We start from the raw sequence: 21999 nt of genomic DNA, 5'->3' as shown, positions 1-21999 counted from the left end.
AACGCCTATCTCAGATACCAGCCTGGAACGATTCTTTTATATCAATCTTTGCTTTGTAACACCCCATAACATCGTTCTTCTCCTGCAAATCGGGAGTATCGCGGATCTGGAACAAAGAAAATACGTTGTTGTCAGGTCTTTTTTACAGCACGGTGGGAATTTATGAGGCCAGAAGTGGAACAAATGCCCGTTTCCTCAAAAATCATCTCGAATGCGTTGTTCCGGAGTTTGGTGGAGGGGCCGTTGTTGATCGGAGATTTGCCGGAGGCGGGGATGTTTCCGTATGGGGATTTTGTGTTCCCGGAGGAAGTTCCGGAGCTGAACTTGCAGCAGAAGCTGGGACATCTGTATGAGGATGCACTGGCAGAGATGATTACGGTATGTCCCGCATATGAGCTCCTGGAGCGGAGCCTGCAGATCCGCAGGACGGCTGGCGCGACGCTGGGAGAGATGGATTTTCTGCTACGAGGCCCACAGTCGCGGGATGGCGGTGCGCTGGTGCATCTGGAACTGGCGATCAAGTTTTATCTGGCGGTGGAAACGGTGGATGGCATCGAGTTACCGGGGCCGGATGCCCGTGACAATTACTATAAAAAACTGGAACGGATGCGCACACATCAGTTGATCCTGGCAGGAAAATATCGGGAGCTTTTGCCGGAGATTTATCGGGAAGAGCCGATTGCCACCCGGCAGCTGGTTTACGGATGCTTGTTCGATCACGTGCATGCAAAGCAGCGCGCGGAACCGGATTTCATTCATCCCCGGGCAAGGCGCGGGCTGTGGCTGAGATACAATGAGTGCAGGGATTTTTTCCCGGAGGGGACGCTTTTCGAGGTGATCCCAAAGCAGCTCTGGCCGGTGCCCGGAAAGCTTTTGGCAGGCATTCCACTGGAAAGGTGGGACCGGCGGGCAGCTCTCGAGCGTTGCGTGATGCTGCGCGTGAACAAGGGTGAGATGCCGTATTTTATCGCTCCAGAGGGTTATCCGGAAGTTGGGGGGCGTGGGTAATACAGCGCAGCCAACGTGGGCTTAGCCGAGAGCTTTTTCGATGCGTTTCTCGGAGACTTTCGCCTTCACTTCCACATCTGGCGCGAAGAGGCTCACGCGCCATTCCTCCAGCAGCCAGCCAGGTTCCCAGAGTGCGGCATCGTCCGGATTCCCCTGCCAGCGATCATACCAGCCGACCCAGTGAACGCGTAACTGATCCATCTTTTCCAGATCCTTCACCAATGGCAGCGAGTTGAGCCGCTTCAAGCGGGAGCGGATGGCACGGAAGCGCCGAGGGTAATCCAGGAAATGGCCGTAGCCAGCCCGCCATGCGAAGCGGCCGCGCAGCAGCCAGCTGAGCTGCTCATCGAGATCCTGTGCGATTTCCCCGAAGTTTCTGTCCTTGATATTCGCATCGATCCACCCGCGGATTTCGCGGGCTTCCTCCACGATTTCGTCCAGCGCGTTGCCGATCTTCGTGGCGGCTTCATACCACTTTCCCTTCACCTTCTCATTGAGTTTTTGAAACTCCGCCGGGCTACGTGGAAAGTCGCCTCCCGCGACACCCTCGGCAGCCAATAGGATGAGATCTTCCAGAGAAGTCCCGCCAACACCGAGGCGTCCCATTTCCACCTTCGCCAAGAGTCCCAAGGGAAACTTTTTATTTAAATATTCCACCTCCCGCTGAGCAGCAATACATAATAATCTGGCACCGCCCTGGCGGTGGGATTCCTTAGCTTCATGATAGTCCGTGAAAGCCCGCACCCCTACCGTGCCACCTTCATCGACCAAAGCCGGGAAGGCCGGGCCACCGGCGGTCATCACTTCCTCCGGCAGAGCCTCACCGTCCCAGGAGCTCATCCCGCGCCGCTCCACATCGGCCGTGGCCGCGGCCTCGAAGCGGGCCCGCATCCTATCGGCAAGCTGCAGCTTCAGCTCCGCGACATCCGTGCCCATCGCAAGCTCCGCACCTTCATCATCGCAGACCCAGATTTTCGTGATCAGTTCCTCCGGGAGACGCTCGTGATTGAACTCGCCGAGAGGGATCACCGCGCCATTCCGCTCCCTGATGTGCGCGGCGAGTGTGGGCTCCAGGGCTTGCTCCTTGGGCGCGCCCATCCACAGATCCGCAAAGCTGCGGGCCAGCTCACCGATCGGCTGGCAGAGGCGGCGATAATCCTTTGGCAGAGCGCGGACCAATAGCTCCACACGCTCCTCGAGGTTCCCATCCACTCCCCAGCCCGGCAGCCATTCCGGCATGCCCGGTAGCTGGTCGACATGCACGCCGAGCGTCACACCATCGTCTCGCTCTCCGGGCGCACAGTGGTAGTAGACCGTGTAATCCTCTCCCGCGTGATGCAATACATCCGGGAAAAACTCCAAATTGTGCAGATCCTCCCAGACGACATCCGCCATACCCATGAAGAGCGTTTCCTCGTGGTTTTTTAGCCATTTGAGAAAGCCCGCGGCAGTGGAGATCTCCACCGGGATCCGCTGGCTGAAAAAGCGCACCACCGCATCATCACTCCACAGCATTCCCGGGCGGCGGAGTTTGTCTTCCAGCCCTGTGATTTCCTCGCGGAGTGCCTCCATGTGCTCCAGAAACTTCGGCTTTCTGCGCAGCCCGTTGGCGAGTAGCCCCTCGCGGAGAAAGACCTCATTGGCCGCCTTTTTATCGACCCTGCCATAATGCACGCGCCGCCCCTCGACGATGTGCAAGCCACCACAAACGACGGTTTCCTTGCCATAGACCGCACCTTGTTTTTCGTCCCAATGCGCCTCGCCATACCGGCAGCGACAGAGATGCGGAGCCACAACTTCCAGCCATCCGGGCTCGATCACGGCAGCCCGCCGCGCCCATAGACGGGAGGTCTCAACCAGCTCCAGCCCCATCACCCATTCGGCGCGCTTCTTCTGCCCGAAAAGCCCCGAGCCTGGAAAAACGGCAAAAAAGCCACCCGCAGCGCTGCGATAGGCTTTGTTTTCCTTATCCCAAAGCCCGAACTGGCGCGGTGCTCCCGCAAGCAGCGAGCGATGAATGGCCGCGTAGTCAAAGCTCTCGTTTTTCGCAAAGGCCGTTAGCTTGAATCTGCTGCCCAGGAGGTCGCCAAGCTCTTCGATAACATTTCCCCACTCCGTCACCCGTTTCGCATTGAGGAAATTTTTCCCGCAGAATTTTCTCAGCTGGTTCCAGCGCCACCGCCTGCCGTCATAGAATTCCGCAACGTCTTTCCAGAGATTCAGCATGGCAATGAAATCGCTTTCAGGATCCTGCCACTTCGCGTGCGCGGCATCCGCCTCACGCTTTTTCTCCGCAGGGCGCTCACGTGGATCACTCGTTTCCAGACCGGCGACGATGATCAGCACTTCCTGAAGGCATTTCTCGTAATCCGCCTCGATCAACATGCGGCCCATCCGTGGATCGACCGGCAGGCGCCCGAGCTCCTGGCCGATTTCCGTAAGATTTTTCTCCTTATCCAGTGCGCCGACTTCACGCAGCGTCCTGTAGCCTTCGGCGACAGCTTTGGGATTTGGCGGATCGAGAAAAGGAAACTCGGAAATTTCGGGAAGCCCCAGAGCCTTCATGCGCAGAATCACGCCCGCAAGAGAGCTGCGGCGGATCTCCGGCTCGGTGAATTCCGGTCTATCCAGTAGATCCTCCTCCTCGTAAAGACGCAGGCAAATGCCCTCCCGGACACGGCCGCAACGGCCTTTCCGCTGGCGCGCGCTGGCTTGACTGACGGGCTCCACCTGCAATCTCTGCACGCCGCGTCCGGGGCTCCAGCGGCTGACCCGTGCCACTCCGGTATCGACCACGCAGGCGATCCTCGGAATCGTCAGCGAGGTCTCCGCGACATTGGTTGCAAGAACCAGGCGCCGTTTTTTCCCGGGCTGGAAAACGCGCTGCTGATCGCCCATTCCGAGCCTTGCGAAGAGCGGCAGGACCTCCGTATTCCGATAATTCCTGCCCTCCAGCATATCGGCTGCCTCGCGGATTTCACGTTCCCCTGGAAGGAAGACGAGCACGTCACCTAGGGGATCGATCTCCGAGAGCTGATCCACGCCACGGGCGATGTGGGAAGCCATTTCCTCATCATCCTTGCCTGGCAGGAAGAGCTCCGTCACCGGAAACATCCGCCCGGGAGCCTCGATCACCGGAACCTGCGAGGCTGGTGAGCCATCGGGATTTTCGCCGCTGAAAAATGTCGCGAAACTTCCCGCATCCAGGGTTGCCGAGGAAATGATCAGCTTGAGATCCTTTCGCTTTTCCAGCAGACGCTTGAGGTAGCCGAGCAGGAAATCGATATTCAGCGAGCGCTCATGAGCCTCATCCAGGATCAATGCGGAATAGCGCCCCAGGCCCCGGTCTCCCTGGGTTTCCGCAAGCAGAATCCCATCCGTCATAAACTTGATGCGTGTCTCACGGCTGGTGCGATCGTCGAAGCGGACTTGATACCCCACGTAATCGCCCAGCTCCGTTTTCAACTCCTCGGCGACACGCTTCGCCACACTCACGGCGGCGATACGGCGCGGCTGGGTGCAGCCGATGAGCTTGCATTTTTTCGAAGCGGTTTTATTGGCGGCCGCATCGAGCCCGAGCGCTTCATCCACCATTTTAGGAAGCTGGGTGGTTTTTCCGGAACCAGTATCACTGACGACAACCACTACCTGATTATCGCGGATCGCGTTCACGATTTCCTCGCGGCGCTCCACGACCGGCAGCTCCGCCGGATAATTCCAATTCCCCGAAAAACTCATCTGCGGGATTCTTCCCGTCTCCGGAGGAAACGCGCAAGCCTACAAGGGCAAATATCTGTCACCATGCCCACGAAGTGCGCGAAAAATAGGCGACAGGGCCGGGAATCAGCCCAGCGGCAGGTGAATGGCATTTATCAGAATGACGGCGTAAATCGCCTTGCAAGCAATGTGAAGCCCTTGGTCCACATTGAAACTGATCCATTTTTCACATCGGACGAAATCGATGATCCAATGGATCACCAACTCCACCACCGCCAAGGTCGCCGAGCCGGTAATCAGCCATACAATCCCGGCCTGGACAAGCGAATGGGCGGTAAGAGCGTGGATCCAGAAACCCTTGGGTCCCCCTTCCCCGCCGAAGAGTTTTGTGACATCCAGGTGGCGGTTTTTCCCGATCGCGAGAAAATCGCCCTGCAATGGATAGTCACCGAGCGCGTGGCCCATGATCATTGCCAAAGTGAGAAGGAAACCTCCCTCAAAGCCTCCGCGTGAGACCAGCTGCGCTGCAAAATCCGATAACATCTAAAAATCGTTTGTCTCTGCGGTTTACCAGAATTTACCGAGGATTTCCATGCTTTCGCTATCCGCAAGCTTCTCGTTCATATTCCGGATGCGACGGCACATCACACTCACGATCCCGGTGAGAAGGCTTGCACCGGCCTCCGGATATGCTTTCACGAACTGATCGATATCCTCGCGGTTTGCCTTCCAGATCTGGGTAAACTCCTGGGCGGTGACTGTCGCGCTGGCTTTCCCGGGATCAAACACATTGACTTCGCCAAGGGTTTCCCCCGATTCCACCCGGGATACAAGCTTGTTCCGGCCATCGACAAGGATCGTGACATGCAGCAATCCGGAGATAACGAAGTAGAGGTATTCCTGCTCTTCGCCTGCCTCTATGATGATCTGACCCGGCTGGGCGGGAAGAAACTCACCGTAATTCCCGAGCAGGGCACGATCGGCATCCTCCATTTCCGCAACGATACCTACATTGGGCAATTCAGGCCGCTTGAATTTATCAGTCATAACCTAAAAACTGAACAATCCATCCACCGAGGAAAAGCCAAAAAACCTTTAAAAATGTGGCTTCCGTTGATTCCGTATTTTCTGGAAAAAAGGAGTGCCGCCTCCCTGTAAGCCGGATTCTGTCCACCCCGGAATTACCCGGAGCTGGACGGTCATTTCTCTCAACCCGGCTTGCGCCGGGCGCTCCGCTCGCGCGGAGTGCGACTAATACCCGGGAATGAACGGACGGGCAGCCCTTTCCCTGTTATGTCTTGCACCACCTGGGGTTTTCAATGCCGCTCCGGTTACCCTCGGCGCGGTGGGCTCTTACCCCACCATTTCAACCTTACCTGTGCTCTCGCGAGCCATCGGCGGTATTTTTTCTGCTGCACTATCCATCCGGAGACCTTGCGATCCCCGTTCCTTGCTTTCACAAGGCAGGTTGCCCTTTGGTGTCCGGACTTTCCTCAACAAGTGGCCGTGAGGCCCTTGTTGCGACCGCCCGGGAGACGGCACAGCAGTAAGATCGTAAAATCCGCATGGCAGGAAGACAAAACCGCCCTTGGCTGCGGATTTCCGGTGTTTTCCCGACAGAACCGGCAATTGCCGACTAACTACCCGATCAGGAAGACATCGATAAAGAACCAGGCGATCATCAGAACGCCCACGGCGATTTTGAATCCCATACCCGCTAAAGTGCCTACCACACTTCCCACCCCGGAAACCACCGCCGGACGGCTTTTCTGCTTTGCAAAGGCCATTTCGAAACCAAACGCACCGACCAGCGGGCCGATCAAAAGGCCGAATGGCATGAAAAACAATCCGACGATGCTGCCGATCAGCGCCCCGATGGCACCCCACTTGGTCCCTCCAAACCATTTCGAGCCTAGCGACCCGCTCATGATTTCAAAAATCTGGGAGACAGCCATCAGGCCGATAAGGATCGCCCATCCCCACCATAGAATTCCAGCTTCCGCGCCCGCCATCAGGCGGTAGCCGATGGCTCCTGCGAGGATTATCAGGTGACCCGGAAGTATCGGCAACACACATCCAACAAGACCAAGCAGCAGCAGGGATCCTGTAACAATCCATATCCCGCTGTCCTGAATAAAATCCATCATAGCGGCAATCTAGCCCGTCACATGAAACATCAAACCGAAAAACGCCGCTTCTCATGATGAATACTTGAATACCCCGCCACCCTTTCTAGTCTCTCGTGCATGCGTAAGTTCATTGTTCTTTTTCTGGCCATGGCGACCGGTCTTTTTGCCCAGGAAACCCACATGGTCGTGGAGGCTTATTCCGGAAAAGTTCTCTCCGCTTCCGGAGCAAGCACGAAACGCCCGGTGGCCTCTCTCACAAAGATGGCCACGGCAATCGTTGCAGTGGATTGGGCGACAGCCACGAATACCGATATTTCAAAGCAGATGGTCCAGGTGCCTGCGATTGCCGCACAGCTGGGTGCGAGTTCCGTAGGCCTGAGACCGGGCGATACCATGACCATCCGAGACGCGCTTTATGCGGCCATGCTTAGCTCCGACAATGTCGCGGCGCTGACGATCGCCCACCACGTCGGCACCCATATCCTTTCTGTCCGCGGCCGCGGCGGGGATCCGGTAATGGCGTTCGTCGCAGAGATGAATAAGCTCTCGAAAGCCATTTATGCGAAGAACACACTTTTCGTGAACGTTCACGGGCTCGAAAACGGCCCGAAACCGGGCTACTCCACCGCTGCGGATATGGCACGCTTCGCCATCCAGGCAATGCGCCGGAATGCGATCAATTTCATCGTCAGGCAGGAAAGCCGCCAGATCAATGTCAGCGGACGCAGCTACACATTGAAAAACTCCAACGAAATGATCGGAGAAGAAGGCATACTCGGTGTCAAGACCGGCACCACCAATGCGGCGGGTGCATGCCTGGCCATCTGTATGGACCGGGATCCGGTGGTGCGCACCAAACCGGACGGCTCCAAGGGAGTCACTCCCAGACGCCTCATCGTCGTCGTCCTCAATAGTCCGGACCGATACGGAAACTCCCGCAGATACCTTCGTTCCGGCTGGGCATTCTACGATTCCTGGCTAGCGGCCGGTGCTCCGGTAAAAGACCCGAAGCGTGAGATTCTCACCATTCCTCCCGTGAAATAAACCGAAGCCGGGCCACCGGTTCATCCACCTATCCTAACCAAACACTCTATTAGCATGCGAATCGGAATACTCAACAGCGGCGGGGATTGCCCCGGCCTAAACGCGGTCATCCACGGGGTGGTCGGAGCGGCACATCAACTTGGCTGGGAGGTCATCGGGTTCAAAGACGGTTTCGAAGGATTGTTGCCTCCGGGTGACTTCCGGGTCTTGAAACCAGAGGATACCATCGGGATTCTCAAGCTTGGGGGAACGATCCTCGGAAGCACGAACAAAGGCCATTTCGCGGCAAAAATTGGTGCCGGAGATGTGGCGGAAGTCCCCAGGGAAATCGTGGATAAAGCGAAACGCACCATTGACCAGATGGAGATCAGCGCACTGGTCATCGTGGGCGGAGATGGCTCGCTTACCACCGGACTGCAGCTTTTCAAAGCCGGCTGGCCAATCATCGGAGTGCCGAAAACCATTGATAACGATTTGTCAGCCACGGCAATGACCTTCGGCTTCGACAGTGCTGTCACGACTGTGGTGGACGGCCTTGATAGACTCAATACCACTGCCGAATCCCACAAACGCGTGATGGTTCTGGAAGTTATGGGACGCCATGCGGGGTGGATCGCACTATGGGGAGGAATGGCGGGCGGGGCGAATGTGATCCTGCTTCCTGAAATCCCTTTCACCTTGGAAAAGGTAGCGGCGTTCATCAAACAACGGGACGCACAGGGCCACCACTCGACCCTGGTGGTCGTCGCCGAGGGTGCACACATGCCGGATGGCGAGCAAGTGGCTCTGGATTCGAATTGCAGTGGGGAGATCCGCCTCGGTGGCATCGGCGAACAAGTCGCTTCAAAACTCCAGGCGCTGACGGGCAAGGAAACCCGCTCCACAACCCTCGGCCACCTCCAACGTGGCGGAGCACCAACCTCGTTCGACCGCATTCTAGGCATGCGCTTCGGTGTGATGGCTGTGAAACTCGCCGAGGAAGGATCTTTCGGGCGCATGGTCTCCTACGAGGCTTACCATGTTGACTCCGTGCCTATCGAAGAAGCTGTCAACAAGCTGCGTCTTGTCGAGCCGGACGGCGAGGTGGTCCAAGCGGCAAAGGCGGTCGGGATTTGCCTGGGAGACTGATTCCGCGGAATTTTCGCACTTTGTAATTCAAAACCGCGGTGAAATATCCGCGCAGCCGCCCGCGTAAATTCCCCTCACCCAACGTCCGGGGATTTTCCCTCTTTATAATTTCCTAAAAAAATCTACCTCCCTATCCTAAAAATTCATGAAACCCCTGTTATCGACACTTTTCCTTCTCACAACTGCCGTCAGCCAAGCGGTGGAGAAACCTAATATCATCGTTATCATGGCGGACGATCTCGGCTACGGCGATGTCTCCTGCTATGGCGCCACGGCCATAAAAACTCCGAACATTGATAAACTAGCCTCCGAAGGACAGCGCTTTACCAGTGGTTATTGCTCTGCCTCCACATGCACGCCGACACGCTATTCGATGCTTACAGGGACTTACGCCTTCCGCACGCCGGGAACGGGTATCGCTCCCCCGAATGGCCCGGCCATCATCCGCCCCGGGACGACAACGCTCCCCTCGCTGATGCAGGATGCCGGTTACAAGACCGCCGTTATTGGCAAGTGGCACCTGGGACTCGGTGACGAAAAGCCGGACTGGAACGGAGACCTCAAGCCGGGCCCGCTGGAAATTGGTTTCGATCATTGCTTCCTTCTTCCCACCACAAACGACCGTGTCCCGCAGGTCTACGTGGAGGATCACAGAATCCCGAATCTTGACCCTGCCGATCCGCTCTATGTTTCCAACAAACCGCTTTCACCAAATGATCCGAACGGGATCGACAACCGTTCCGAGCTGAAGATGGATTGGACCCACGGTCACAACAACACCATCCATAACGGGATTTCGCGCATTGGATTCTACTCCGGAGGAAACGCGGCCCGCTTCCGCGACGAGGATCTCGCGGACAAGTGGATCGAGCGCTCCAATCTCTTCATCGAGGAAAACAAGGACAAACCCTTCTTCCTCTTCTTCGCCTCGCACGATGTCCATGTGCCCCGGATGCCCCACGAAAGGTTTCACGGAAAAAGTGGCCTGGGCTTCCGCGGGGATTCCATTCTCCAGCTCGACTGGTGTGTGGGAGAGCTGATGAAAACTTTGGAAAGGCTCGATCTCGATGAGAACACCCTTGTGGTTTTCTGCTCGGACAACGGACCGGTCCTGGATGACGGATATGCGGACGGTGCCATCTCGCAGCTAGGAGACCATCATCCTGCGGGCCCATTCACCGGGGGCAAATACACCGTATTCGAAGGCGGGACACGCACACCGTTTATCACACGCTGGAAGGGAAAAATCCCGGCTGGCACTTCAGAGAATATCGTTTGCACGATCGATTTCGCAGCATCCTTCGCAGCAATGACGGGTTCATCAATCCCGGATGATCAGTGCCGCGATAGCTTCAATGTTCTTCCTGCGCTGCTAGGCGAAGAGAATGCACAAGGCCGCGAACATCTTCTCCAACAGGAAAACGGCAATAAAGGACTCAAGGGCGAATTCGGCCTGCGTTCCGGCGATTGGAAACTTGTGCGCTCTTTCCATAAAGAGCCGACAAGCGAGCTGAAACACGACCGGCCTGCTCCGGGTCTTGATAAGGTTCATACCATCTACAAGCTCTCGGAAGATCCGGCAGAAGAGAACGATCTGAGCGAGGAGAATCCGGCGAAGCTCAAGGAGCTGGTCAGCAAGCTCGACGAAATTCTAGCGGCGGAGCGCACCCGTCCATAAAAGACCGGGCATTCCACATCACTTCAAAGGAGCGTTTTATGCAAAGCGCTCCTTTTTTTGTAGACGGAAAATTGGTGTATTTTCAGAGGAAATCCATGCCTCAACCAGGATTCTGATTTAAATTTAGAGTTTCCTTGCCGTCACCCCTCGCGCTCCCATAGGTTCGCGCAACCTATTCCATTGCGTGTCCAAAACAGTTTCTTCAGATCATATTATCGGCATCCTTCCAGCTCGTTGGGGCTCTACAAGGTTTCCGGGAAAGCCGCTTCATTTGATCGCCGGGAAACCTCTGATACAACATGTTTGGGAGCGCTGCCTATCGGCTGATATGCTTTCGGAGGTGGTTGTCGCCACAGATGACGAGCGTATTTTCCACGCTGTGGAAGCATTTGGTGGAAAGGCTGTGATGACCTCTCCTGAGCACCCGACGGGCACCGACCGCCTAGCGGAAGCGGCAAAACATCTGCCCCACGCCACCCATATTCTCAATATCCAGGGTGATGAGCCGTTGATTGATCCCACACTTATCAATGAGCTGGCCCGGGCACTTCTGGATGACCCCTCGCTGCACATGGTCACCGCTGCAAATCCGCTGGATCCCGGTGACACAGCCGTAGCTGATCCAAATGTGGTAAAGGTCGTCCTCAAAAAAAACGGACACGCCCTATATTTCTCCCGTTCTCCGCTTCCATTTTTCAGAAATCCCGTAGAAGGGCTTCCGGTCCTCCGCCACAAGGGGATTTACGGATATCGCAGGGATTTTCTGGAGACTTTCGTTACCTGGGAGCCATCCCCATTGGAAAAAGCCGAATCTCTTGAGCAGCTCAGAGCCCTGGAAAACGGAGCCAGTATCCGGGTGCTCCACACGGAGGACACCTCCCCCGGTGTCGATACCCCGGAACAGGCCCGGGAGATCGAGCGCATTCTTTCGTCATCTTCCAACCAAGTTTAATCGTTAAAAATTATCGCTACTATGAAATACATTTTCGTCACGGGCGGCGTTGTTTCCTCATTGGGAAAAGGGCTCGCCGCCGCTTCAATCGGAACACTTCTTGAGGCACGCGGTCTCAAGACTCTGATGCAGAAATTCGATCCGTATCTCAATGTCGATCCGGGAACGATGTCGCCTTACCAGCACGGTGAGGTATACGTCCTGGACGATGGCGCGGAAACCGATCTCGACTTAGGCCACTACGAGCGCTTCACATCCGGCGTGTTATCCCAGATGAACAACCTGACTTCGGGTCAGGTCTTTGATGCGGTGATCAAAAAAGAGCGGCGGGGAGAATATCTCGGGAAAACCGTGCAGTTTATCCCCCACGTGACAGACGAGATCAAGGAGCGCATGCACAAGGTGACCAAAGACAATCCTCAAGTGGATGTCCTCATCACCGAGATCGGTGGAACCGTGGGCGATATGGAAGGGTTGCTTTTCATCGAGGCGCTGCGTCAGTTCGCCCTGGAAGTCGGCAAGGAAAATGTCTGCTTCATCCATGTCACACTCCTTCCTTACATCAAAGCCGCAGGCGAGGCAAAAACCAAGCCAACCCAACAATCCGTGGCAAAACTGCGTGAACTTGGAATCCAGCCAGACATCGTTATCTGCCGCACGGAAACGGATCTCGATGAGGATAACCGGCGGAAAATCGCGATGTTCTGCAACGTGGAGAAGAAGAACGTGGTCGCTTTCCGGGATGTTGCGCATACCATCTATGAATGCCCGCTGGATCTACGGCGCGATAAGATCGATCGTCTGGTGGTTGATAAGATTGGTCTCGGCCACACCCCTTCTCCGGACTTGGAAGAATGGGAATATTTCGTCCAACGCGTGATCCATCCCAGACACAAGGTTACCATCGCGGTAGCTGGAAAATACATCGAGCTCCAGGATGCCTATAAGTCGATTTATGAGTCACTGATTCATGCGGGAGCCCACCACGATACCAAAGTTCAAATCGTCCGCGTTGAAGCGGAAGCGATCGAAGACCATGGAGCGAAAGCCGTCATTGGAGATGTCGATGGGATTCTGGTTCCAGGCGGATTCGGTGACCGCGGCGTGGAAGGCAAAATTCTCGCTGCACAATACGCACGCGAAAACAATATCCCGTATTTCGGAATCTGTCTCGGCATGCAGATCGCTACCATTGAATACGCGCGGAATAAATGCGGGCTTGAAGGAGCAAATTCCACCGAGTTTGACAAAGAGTGCGAGCATCCTGTGATCTGTCTGCAGGAAGAGCAGAAAGGCGTCCAGGATCTTGGCGCGACCATGCGTCTGGGATCCTCCGAGTCCATTCTATTTGCCGGCACAAGAGCTGCCGACCTCTATGGAAACGTGGATCGTATCAACGAGCGGCATCGTCACAGATATGAGGTGAATTCCGACTATCAGGACAGGCTCCAGGAAGGCGGGCTCGTCATTTCCTCGGTTTCGGCAAGTGAGGGACTTGTGGAGATCGTGGAACTTCCTGAACACCCATTTTACGTTGGTGCCCAATTCCATCCGGAGTTTCTCTCAAAGCCAAATCATCCGCATCCATTGTTTTCCGGATTTGTGGCAGCCGCCCGGCAGAGAGCGGAAGCCAACGAATGCTAATGCTCTGAAATGCAGCATACGATTTCAGTCTACAAAACGCACGGTTCGCCGTGCGTTTTTTTGTTTTTTTCTTAAAAAGTAGGTCTATGGGAACCCGTTCAATGCTTATGGAATAAAGGATTTCCGGAAAAATACTGGATTGGCAAAAGGACTGCGAATGAAACGGGAGAACTTGAAACCATGATGAAAAAAACTTACTCCTCCCTACTCCTTGCCGGCGGCCTGATCGCAGGTCTTACTCTCAGCTCCTGTGTCGCCCCTTATGATACTTATGGTAGCAGCCATGTCACCTATACCAATGGGCATCGGATCAACTCGCTGCCCCACGGATACCGCACGGAAATTGTTTCGGGTCGCACTTATTACTACCACAACGGTCACTATTACCGCCCGCAATCCGGAGGCTACGTTGTTGTCGATGCCCCGAGCCGAAGCCGTTACTATGATGACTACCGGAATTACCGGAACCGGGATCGACACGACGATCGCAGGGACGACAGGCGCTACGACCGCAGAGACGATCACAGAGATCGAGACCATCGAACCGGCACTCGGGTGATCACCACCCTGCCCAACGGCTACCGGGTAACCAATCATGGTGGAACACAGTATTACCATCACAACGATCAATATTACCGCCGCGAGGGCAATGGTTATATCTCAGTCAACCGTCCGTTCTAAAATCTCATGCAACTCCCAACACTCTTCTACAACCTGGCTGAAAGCTGCGGAGACAAACGCCACTGGGGCTTCGTTCCACTTGGACTGAGCTTATCGATGGGCTTCGTCATTCCGATAGGTTTGCTGCTTTTCGGGATCATCTAACTTTTCAAACCGAAATCGAGATGTCTTACTCGCCCAAAGACATCTCGATTTCCATTGATAGGCCGTTCTCCTCACAAAAGGTATAGTGATCGGCCAATATACAGGCCTGTTGTTCGATGTTGTAGCTGGAGAATTTCTCATCTGCCGTCCGGGTATAATTGTATCCTCCCAGCGGCCCGTGTTTGAAAAACAACAGAACTTTTTCCAGAACCAAGTTAATGCCGTGTTGAAACTGGTAGACATGGGTCAGTTCATGAATTAGGTGGGCACGGATCCGTAGGTTGGACTTCGAAAAGTCATCAATATCTTCGCTTCTCGCCAGACGTCCTTCGGGATGGAACCAAATATTGCCATCTGGAGCCATGGTCACCTCAGGAGATTGAAAAAACACCGCTTTTTCACGCAGGATGCGAATTTGCCGCCAATCAATTTTATCGGAAAAGATTTCCTGCCCTATGTGAATTTCTCCGGCTGTTAGCGGGCGCGATTTCCAATGTTTCATAGCACAAAAAACCCGGACAAACAGAGTATTCAATGCCAGTCCGGGGAAGTGATGAGCTTTTACGCTACTATTATTTGTGGGCCAATAGGAACTTCTGTTGCTCGGCAGCTTCCGGATTAGTGATTGCCGTGGGGATATTCTCGTGGGTATCAGCAAGCAATTCGTCCCGAAACTTTGCGATAATAGCTTCCACCGGCCATGAAGAAGCTTCTCCGAAAGCACAAATCGTGCGGCCGTCGATTTGATAGGCAACACTCTCAAGCGTCTCGATATCCTCAGGGGTGGCTTTACCTGCCACCAAGCGATCGGAAATCTTCCGCATCCACGTGGAACCCTCCCGACAAGGAGTGCATTGGCCACATGATTCATGGGCATAGAAGGCATTCAGATTGTTCAACACCCAGGACATTTTCCGGGTATCATCAAGGACAATCACACCGCCGGAACCCGCCATTGAGCCGCAGGCGGCAAGAGAATCAAAGTCCATCGGAATATCCCAGAAATTCAATTCCCGTTCAGAGCCATCCGGGTTGCGAAGTTTGAAGACCTCATTTGCCTTGAGAATTTTGGATGAGGAGCCTCCCGGGATCACAGCCTTGATTTCGCGCCCGTCCTTCGGACCTCCACACATATCATATAGCAGTTCCCGCATTGTGACCTTGCCCACTTCAACCTCGAAGTAGCCGGGTTTCTTTACATCTCCGGATACACAGAGAATACGGGTTCCGGTATTGCGTGCCACGCCAAGCTTCGCATACTCATCGCCACCCATGCGGACGATGTGTTTTACATGACAGAGTGACTCGACATTGTTCACGATCGTCGGACACATATAGAGCCCGAGTGCCGCTGGAAAGTATGGAGGCTTGATGCGTGGATAGGGCCGCTTTCCTTCCAACGATTCGATCAGGCCGGTTTCCTCACCGCAGATGTAGGCACCGGCACCGCGATGGACGAAAATTTCTAGGTCGAACCCGGAACCAAAAATATTTTTACCGATGAAGCCTTTGGCACGGGCCTCTTCGATCGCGTTTTCCACAATCAATGCAGCCTGTGGAAACTCCTCGCGGAGATAGATATATGCTGTATGCGCACCAACGGCAAAACAGGAAATGATCATCCCCTCGATCAGCTGGTGGGGATCCTGGTGGACGATATACCGGTCCTTGAAGGTGCCCGGCTCGGACTCGTCTCCATTGCAGATCAGGTAGATCGGCTTTGTATTGTTCGGCGGGATGAACGTCCACTTCATCCCAGTCGGGAAACCAGCGCCACCACGGCCCCGCAGACCGGATTTCTTGACTTCTTCCGTGATGTCCTTCGGAGCCATTGTGAAGGCTTTTTTGAGATCATCATAGCCACCATCGGACATGTAGGTGTCGATGGAAGGGTCCCAACCTTCACGGTCGATATTCTTGAAAATGAGCCGGTATTCGCGCTCGTGAGGTTGTTTGGTATAGGAGATCATGTGTGCGACGCGGGGAATATGGAGAAATCAAAGGCGATGGCCAATCGGATTTTCTATCTTTGTGAATTTTTTCACAAGGGGCAATCCCAGTCTACATCAGTAGGAAGTTTTTGACCGGATTGCACTGGCGACATCTTTGTCGAGGTAAGGAATATCTTTCTCACCGGCAGCCAATGCCGCGCGGATGGCTGTGGCGGAGGCGGGATGCTCCCCTGTCACAGTATGCAACCGGTATCCGGGCCGGGGATCGATCGCAACGCCGTCCCGTGCCAGGACGATGAAACTTGCTAATTTTGCGATCGTTTCGGAGTTTTTCCACCTTGGCAGGGCTGTCCATTGGTCCCCGCCCATAATCCAATACCAGTCGTTGGCCGGATATTTTTCTGAAAGCCTCCGGAGCGTAAGATATGAATAGGATGGGCCTTCAGCGGTTAACTCGATATCGCTTACCTTTGCCCAAGGCAGCCCCGCAATCGCAATGCGCAGCCAATGCGCCCGCAGGGCTCCATCACTGGGTGGAGTTTCCATCTTATGCGGGGAGACGCCACACGGTAGAAACCAAACCTCGTCCAGTTCCACAGCCTCCTTTGCGAGGGTAGCCAGATGGATGTGACCCTCGTGCACCGGATCGAACGAACCTCCGAAGACACCAATTTTGCGCCGTTCATATTGCCCGAAACGGGCTGCGTAACAGACGTTGTCCATGTCGCCAGCCTAGGCTTGGTTTTTTGGAATGGTCATTAAAAATTTCGTTTCACGCCCTGGAGTGGACGTCACGGTGATTGTCCCCTCATGAGCCTCGATCGCGCGCTTCACGATGGAAAGCCCCAGGCCAGTGCCCTTGATTTCCATCTGGGAATGATGTTTTTCCACGCGATAGAATCTACGGAAAATATGCGGCAGATCCGCGCTAGGAATGCCCACCCCATTGTCGCTGACCCAAATCCGGAAGCAGCTCCCGGTTTCCTCGGAGCCGATCTCAATTTTCAGATCCTTGTAAGGATTTTGTTTCAACGCATTTTCAACAAGATTGAACAAAACCTGTGTCCAATAGAATCGATCGCCGTAAAGAGTGATTGCATCATCATTGAGGAGGACGCTAACCGATGCTTTTTGGTTCTGAATCACAGATTCCAAACGCTCCAGCACATCTTTGATACATGATCGGAGCTTGAATGGCTCAATTTTGATGGCCGAGGCTTCACCGGATTCCAGCCGGGAAATTACCAACATATCTTCGACGATCCGTGAAATCCTCTCCGTATGTTTTTTCATGACCGAAAGGAAACGGCGAGCCATTTCCGGCTCATCGATCATCCCGTCATCGAGTAGATTTTCCAGATATCCATTGATGATGGCCAAAGGTGTGCGCAGCTCGTGGGAAGCGTTTGCCACAAAATCTTTGCGAATCTGATCGAGCTGATACTCGGATGTGACGTCTCTGATCACAACGCGGGTGTTCGGGTTGCCATTGGGAGTATCGGACAGCTGCGCCGCATCAATAATCCATGCATTTGTGCCACGGGTTTCCAAATCACCGAGAGGAGAAGTCTGTTGGGGAAGAACCACGCGCGATTGCACTGGCTCTCCTGTTTCCAGACACTGGATAAGGGCATCGGCAAGACGCGGATCGAGAAATGCTTCCGATACAGGTCTGCCAGTGAGAACCCGGCCGCGGAAAAGGTTTTGCGCCGCCGCATTTGCAAAGCGGATGTTTGCATCCCCATCCACGATGAGAAATGCGTCCCCGAGTGCATCAAGTAGGCGGTTGCGTTCGTCTCTGGCTTGTTTGAGATCAAGTTCTAAGCGTAGTTTCCAGGCTTTCACCTGGGATTCGTATTCTTTACGGGATCGCTTCAGCCTGTAGATCTGGATCAATAGGACTCCGAGAACAGCGGCGATCAGAAAAATAGTTAACGGACTCATCATGAAACCAGACTGGCCACCTGATAGCCCACGCCCCTGACTGTCTCAATGATGGCGCCGTGTGCGCCAAGCTTCTGCCGAAGGCGTTTCATATGCGTATCAAGCGTGCGGCTATGCACCTCGTCACTATAACCCCAAACCGTGCGGTGGAGATCATTGCGATCCTGAGGTTTTCCCGATCGCTCACAAAGGAAGAGGAGGAGTTTAAACTCGGTGGAAGTGAGATCGAGAGGCTCGTTCTCAAGATAGAACTTCACTGAATTCTTATCGAAGCGAAATGGACCAAACTCGTATTCCACCGCACCGGGAGGTGCGTCTGCACGCTTCAGAATAGCGTTCACCCTGAGAACCAATTCCTTGGGGCTGAACGGTTTGGTAAGGTAATCATCAGCACCAGCCTCGAGACCTTGTATGCGATCTTCTGTCTGCGCTCTGGCAGTGAGCATAATTACCGGAATATGCGCGGTCCGTGCATCCCTGCGGACTTCACGGAATACCGAGTAGCCATCACGGCCCGGTAGCATCAGATCGAGCACCATCAGATCCGGGCGCTCGCGGATCGCTATTTCCGTCCCTGCGATGCCGTCATGCGCCTTGAGCACTTCGTAACCTGCCCGCTGTAGGTTAAACATGATCAGATCCGCGATATCCACCTCATCCTCAACAATCAAAACTCTTTGCATCGCTGCATGGTGTAGCTCTTGGCTCATGAGATCGGGAATGGATGGATTGTGACAGTTTGGTCACATTAGATCTTTGTCGATGACCGCCCCTGGCTTGGTCATACGCCCGACACCAATCTTCACCGCAGCTTCAATGGAAGTATTCACCCCGGTGCGGACACCATCGCCGATGAAGGTTCCGACCTTTGTCCGCTCTGTGTTCACCTCATTTCCACGGACCATGGAAACATGGTTTCTGCCGTCATGGCGATGATTCTCGGTGCGCGTGCCGGAGCCCAGGGTCACGTGGGAGCCGATTATAGAATCCCCGATGTAACAGTGACGTGAAATATAGGTATTCGGGTAGATGATCGAGTTTTTCACCTCCGCCCCGTGGCCGATGTAGCAATTGGCTCCGATACTCGTCGCACCACGAATGAGCGCATTCGGCCCAATCTGGGTATTCGGGCCGATAACGACAGGACCTTCCACGACCGAGCCTGGGAGAATACGAGATCCCTGTCCCAACCGCACCGAGCCGGAAATGGTCGCCAGCGGGCTGACTTCTCCCACAATCGAGCTTTCATCCATCAGTGCAACGACCTCCTCGTTCATGCGTAGCAGATCCCACGGATACACGATTGGGAAACAGCCCGCTTCCGTCCGGATTTCTTCTTCGCAATCCCCGGGGCTCTCTTCGCCTTTCCAGGCGAGCACAACTCCATCGGAATCACATAGACGGGCGGATTTCTCGTTTCTGCCGAGCATGAGCAATGCTCCAAGCTCAATCCATGTATCGATCGGGATTCGCAGTGTCCGTGGTCCGGCCTCGGCATTTTCCACGATTTGGAATCCCGCTCTCGTGAGCTCTGCGGATAGGAGATCAATCATCGGGACGTTTGCGATTAGACAGGCTGCAAGCTCACGGTTTGCAGTTATTGGGGCACAGAGAACTGAATGATATGGTGGAAGAAAGGTTGCTTGCATGGGTTTGGCTGAGATTAACCACCGAGATCGAGTATCGGCACGAAATATTTTCAGATAAGCCGCATTTTTTTAACTAACTGCAGTTAGCACGGCTTTCTCCCGCATCAACCCAACTTCCCATTGCGTTGCTTGCGGTTGAGCGCATCGCAGGAAGGACAATGGATGAGATTCCCCGAAGAGTCATTGAGAAACACATGTCCGCAGAGGCGGCAGGTTGTCCGCATCCTGGCAAGTTTCACTTCCGAGCGAGAGTGTAGCAGGCGCGAACCGACCGATAAAACCGAGACAATCAATAGGCTGCCGAGAACGATGCTCATTACCAGTTCATTCAGCGTCAGATCCATGATTCTCCTTGTTGATAAATTCCACCCTGAGGCCGAGCCAGCGCTCCCCGTCCGCCTTCCCGGCGGTCCTTTTGAAATGTAAGCTTTTTAGCCAGTCGATCATCTCCTGAACGCCCGGTTCATTGCCACCCAGCAGGGAAAAACACTGATCAACCGTCCCATTCGCGCGGAGCGAGAGCGTGAATCTCCACGAAGCCGGAACAGCTCCTTCCTCCAGAGGCGGGGCGAATTCCGGCAATTCATCCGGCATCCATTTCAGTGCCTCTTGGCTGAAGGGAATCAATACCGGCATACGGAGATGTTCATGAACGCGCTCGGCTGCCGCCTCGAGTTTGCGCTGCCGCTTCGGAAAAACCTGGACACCTTTTTCCGCGAGCCGGTGATTCTCGATTTCCGTATTCTTCGGCAGCGGCACGGTTTCGATTTCATAGTCCAGCCAATGCGAGTCCCCCGCAGGACGCAGTGCCCTTTCCCACTCCGCGAGGCTGGCAGCACTATTGAAATCCAATCGTCCGGGAAAAGGTCCCTCCTCTTCTGCTTTCAAGCGCCATGCCCGGCCAAGTGCATCATCGGTGAAACGCATAACGGATGCTGTTTTCAAAGACTCACTACCCACCGGCGGCAGCTTCACATTTATAGTCCCCACCAATATACTGAAAACGGCAGCGACCAGCGCGAGCGCCAACAATTTACGGCCCAAATGGCTATCCGAATGTCGCCATTCGAAAATCAAATCGTCCTTGATCATTCCGCCGGAGATATTGCTGGATCCTGGAGCTCAGTGGGAATCTCGGAGCGTCCCACGAGCGCTAATCTGAATCCGGATTTCAGAATGATTTCACTCACTTTCCGTTCCATCCCGACGGTAGTGCCGATATCGGTTTTCAGCAGGACAATGGCCCGGGACATGACTTCATCGGTCTTCAGCGCATCAAGTTTTTCCTGGAGTTCTCTGAGACTCACCGCCTGTCGTCCCACGTGCAGGCTTGGCTCCACTTCTCCGGGACCAAGGGTGACAACAATGGACTCCCGGTATCTCTGCATCTGGAATTGCGAGCTAGGCACTTCAACGCTGACGCCGCTTTGGCTCAAGAACATCGGCCCGATAAAAAGCAACAAAGTGACCAGCATGAACAGATCAAAAAGGGGCAGCGCGTGCAGAAAGCCCGGCCTTTCGTTCAATGTGGTTTCCAGCTTCATTTTTCCTCGGGAATCCGCTCCTTATTGCCGGATTTCGCCTGCTTCTTGCCGAAATGGACCTCGCCCCGGAATGGCGCATATTCCTCTTCCTCCCGGGCATCCGCGATCATGTGGACAATCTCGATTCCAGCCCGCTCGATCCGACTGACCAGGCGTTTTGAACGGCCTACGAAATAGAGGTAGAAAATATACATCGGCACGGCAACCGTCAGCCCCACCACCGAGGTGATCAGCGCTGTGAGGACGCCAGCGGAAAGCTCGCCCGGCCCGGTAAGTCCGCCCTGTTCATTTACCCGTTGAAAGGCGTCAATCATCCCCAACATGGTCCCCAACATCCCGATCAAGGGAGCCATTAGTGCTACCGCCAGGATCCCACGGATATTCTTTTCGATCTTCGGCACCTCCATCTGGCCTGCCTCCCGCACCACATCAACCAGATCCCGGCGCTCCAGATAATAGCGTAAAAGCGCGGCGTGCGCCACCCTGCCCACGGGACCCGGGGCTCTCGCCGCCTCATGGAGAGCTTCGGCAAAAGCCCGTCTTTTCACATGCAGGCCAAGGCCCACCAGAAGAGAACTGACATTAATCCTCGCTCTGTGAAAAAAGAAAAACCTTTCCACAATGCATACCGTCCCGAAAAAGCCCAGCGCCAGAAGCGCCCATACAAGCGGTCCGCCTTTCTCAATCAGTCCAGATGCCTCCCACAAACCCAATATCATTCTGCACCGAACCTAGCCACCGCATCCGCCCGCTAGCAATCCAGAAAAGACTACGATGGATCTTAT

Annotated in this window: 22 protein-coding genes and 1 other RNA gene; 8 read left to right on the top strand and 15 right to left on the bottom strand. The window is 54.6% G+C overall.

Annotated features, from left to right (window positions below; genetic code table 11):
- Positions 1 to 162: 162 nt before the first annotated feature.
- Complete coding sequence (locus ACFSSA_RS14900) at positions 163 to 1008, top strand: DUF1853 family protein (RefSeq protein WP_386821402.1); 846 nt, start codon at positions 163 to 165, stop codon at positions 1006 to 1008.
- A gap of 21 nt (positions 1009 to 1029) precedes the next feature.
- Here the strand turns inward: ACFSSA_RS14900 and hrpA are convergent, their stop codons facing one another.
- The 5 genes from hrpA to ACFSSA_RS14875 form a co-directional block, all read right to left on the bottom strand.
- A complete protein-coding gene (hrpA, locus tag ACFSSA_RS14895) occupies positions 1030 to 4746 on the bottom strand; it encodes an ATP-dependent RNA helicase HrpA (RefSeq protein WP_386821400.1) in 3717 nt (1238 codons plus the stop codon).
- A gap of 105 nt (positions 4747 to 4851) precedes the next feature.
- On the bottom strand, positions 4852 to 5268 hold the full coding sequence (locus ACFSSA_RS14890; RefSeq protein ID WP_386821398.1) for a DUF3307 domain-containing protein: 417 nt from the start codon (positions 5266 to 5268) through the stop codon (positions 4852 to 4854).
- Positions 5269 to 5292: 24 nt separating this feature from the next.
- Complete coding sequence (locus ACFSSA_RS14885) at positions 5293 to 5772, bottom strand: Crp/Fnr family transcriptional regulator (RefSeq protein WP_386821397.1); 480 nt, start codon at positions 5770 to 5772, stop codon at positions 5293 to 5295.
- 92 nt (positions 5773 to 5864) lie between these two features.
- An RNA gene (gene rnpB / locus ACFSSA_RS14880) (RNase P RNA component class A) lies at positions 5865 to 6265 on the bottom strand.
- Positions 6266 to 6365: 100 nt separating this feature from the next.
- On the bottom strand, positions 6366 to 6872 hold the full coding sequence (locus ACFSSA_RS14875; RefSeq protein ID WP_386821395.1) for a DUF456 domain-containing protein: 507 nt from the start codon (positions 6870 to 6872) through the stop codon (positions 6366 to 6368).
- 99 nt (positions 6873 to 6971) lie between these two features.
- Here ACFSSA_RS14875 and ACFSSA_RS14870 point away from each other — a divergent pair, with 99 nt between their 5' ends.
- The 7 genes from ACFSSA_RS14870 (at position 6972) to ACFSSA_RS14840 (ending at position 14125) form a co-directional block, all read left to right on the top strand.
- Entirely contained in the window at positions 6972 to 7898 is a 927-nt protein-coding gene (locus ACFSSA_RS14870) for a D-alanyl-D-alanine carboxypeptidase family protein (protein ID WP_386821394.1), read from the top strand.
- 54 nt (positions 7899 to 7952) lie between these two features.
- Entirely contained in the window at positions 7953 to 9026 is a 1074-nt protein-coding gene (locus ACFSSA_RS14865) for a 6-phosphofructokinase (protein WP_386821393.1), read from the top strand.
- Between the two features lie 145 nt (positions 9027 to 9171).
- Positions 9172 to 10704, top strand: a complete 1533-nt coding sequence (locus ACFSSA_RS14860; protein ID WP_386821391.1) for a sulfatase family protein — start codon at positions 9172 to 9174, stop codon at positions 10702 to 10704.
- Between the two features lie 184 nt (positions 10705 to 10888).
- Positions 10889 to 11656, top strand: coding sequence for a 3-deoxy-manno-octulosonate cytidylyltransferase (gene kdsB, locus ACFSSA_RS14855; protein WP_386821390.1), 768 nt, complete (start codon positions 10889 to 10891; stop codon positions 11654 to 11656).
- Between the two features lie 21 nt (positions 11657 to 11677).
- The gene (locus ACFSSA_RS14850; RefSeq protein WP_386821388.1) at positions 11678 to 13300 is read left to right on the top strand and encodes a CTP synthase; all 1623 of its coding nucleotides are present in this window, start codon (positions 11678 to 11680) and stop codon (positions 13298 to 13300) included.
- A 180-nt stretch (positions 13301 to 13480) separates the two neighbouring features.
- Positions 13481 to 13981 carry a DUF6515 family protein gene (locus tag ACFSSA_RS14845; protein ID WP_386821387.1) on the top strand — a complete coding sequence of 167 codons (501 nt, stop codon included), beginning with the start codon at positions 13481 to 13483 and terminating at the stop codon, positions 13979 to 13981.
- 6 nt (positions 13982 to 13987) lie between these two features.
- Positions 13988 to 14125, top strand: coding sequence for a hypothetical protein (locus tag ACFSSA_RS14840; protein WP_386821386.1), 138 nt, complete (start codon positions 13988 to 13990; stop codon positions 14123 to 14125).
- Between the two features lie 25 nt (positions 14126 to 14150).
- Here ACFSSA_RS14840 and ACFSSA_RS14835 read toward each other — a convergent pair whose 3' ends face one another.
- From ACFSSA_RS14835 to ACFSSA_RS14790, 10 genes are all read right to left on the bottom strand, one after another.
- A complete protein-coding gene (locus ACFSSA_RS14835; RefSeq protein ID WP_386821384.1) occupies positions 14151 to 14627 on the bottom strand; it encodes a vgr related protein in 477 nt (158 codons plus the stop codon).
- A 70-nt stretch (positions 14628 to 14697) separates the two neighbouring features.
- The gene (gene nuoF / locus ACFSSA_RS14830) at positions 14698 to 16095 is read right to left on the bottom strand and encodes an NADH-quinone oxidoreductase subunit NuoF (protein ID WP_386821383.1); all 1398 of its coding nucleotides are present in this window, start codon (positions 16093 to 16095) and stop codon (positions 14698 to 14700) included.
- A 96-nt stretch (positions 16096 to 16191) separates the two neighbouring features.
- The gene (nadD, locus tag ACFSSA_RS14825; protein WP_386821382.1) at positions 16192 to 16800 is read right to left on the bottom strand and encodes a nicotinate (nicotinamide) nucleotide adenylyltransferase; all 609 of its coding nucleotides are present in this window, start codon (positions 16798 to 16800) and stop codon (positions 16192 to 16194) included.
- A gap of 9 nt (positions 16801 to 16809) precedes the next feature.
- A complete protein-coding gene (locus ACFSSA_RS14820) occupies positions 16810 to 18024 on the bottom strand; it encodes a sensor histidine kinase (protein WP_386821380.1) in 1215 nt (404 codons plus the stop codon).
- Entirely contained in the window at positions 18021 to 18731 is a 711-nt protein-coding gene (locus ACFSSA_RS14815; protein ID WP_386821378.1) for a response regulator transcription factor, read from the bottom strand. The genes ACFSSA_RS14820 and ACFSSA_RS14815 overlap by 4 nt, the downstream gene beginning before the upstream one ends.
- Positions 18732 to 18764: 33 nt before the next feature.
- Positions 18765 to 19574 (bottom strand): hypothetical protein, encoded by an 810-nt coding sequence (locus tag ACFSSA_RS14810; RefSeq protein ID WP_386821377.1) that lies wholly within the window; start codon positions 19572 to 19574, stop codon positions 18765 to 18767.
- A 200-nt stretch (positions 19575 to 19774) separates the two neighbouring features.
- Positions 19775 to 20014, bottom strand: a complete 240-nt coding sequence (locus tag ACFSSA_RS14805; RefSeq protein WP_386821375.1) for a hypothetical protein — start codon at positions 20012 to 20014, stop codon at positions 19775 to 19777.
- Entirely contained in the window at positions 19995 to 20762 is a 768-nt protein-coding gene (locus tag ACFSSA_RS14800; protein WP_386821374.1) for a hypothetical protein, read from the bottom strand. Before ACFSSA_RS14800 ends, ACFSSA_RS14805 begins: the two co-directional genes overlap by 20 nt.
- Entirely contained in the window at positions 20759 to 21214 is a 456-nt protein-coding gene (locus ACFSSA_RS14795) for a hypothetical protein (RefSeq protein ID WP_386821372.1), read from the bottom strand. Before ACFSSA_RS14795 ends, ACFSSA_RS14800 begins: the two co-directional genes overlap by 4 nt.
- A complete protein-coding gene (locus ACFSSA_RS14790; protein WP_386821371.1) occupies positions 21211 to 21933 on the bottom strand; it encodes a MotA/TolQ/ExbB proton channel family protein in 723 nt (240 codons plus the stop codon). Before ACFSSA_RS14790 ends, ACFSSA_RS14795 begins: the two co-directional genes overlap by 4 nt.
- Positions 21934 to 21999: the final 66 nt, after the last annotated feature.

The organism is Luteolibacter algae (genome assembly GCF_042683045.1).
GTDB lineage: Bacteria > Verrucomicrobiota > Verrucomicrobiia > Verrucomicrobiales > Akkermansiaceae > Luteolibacter > Luteolibacter algae.
The sequence above is the reverse complement of the archived record's forward strand: the minus strand, read 5'-3'. Positions and strand labels throughout refer to the sequence as shown.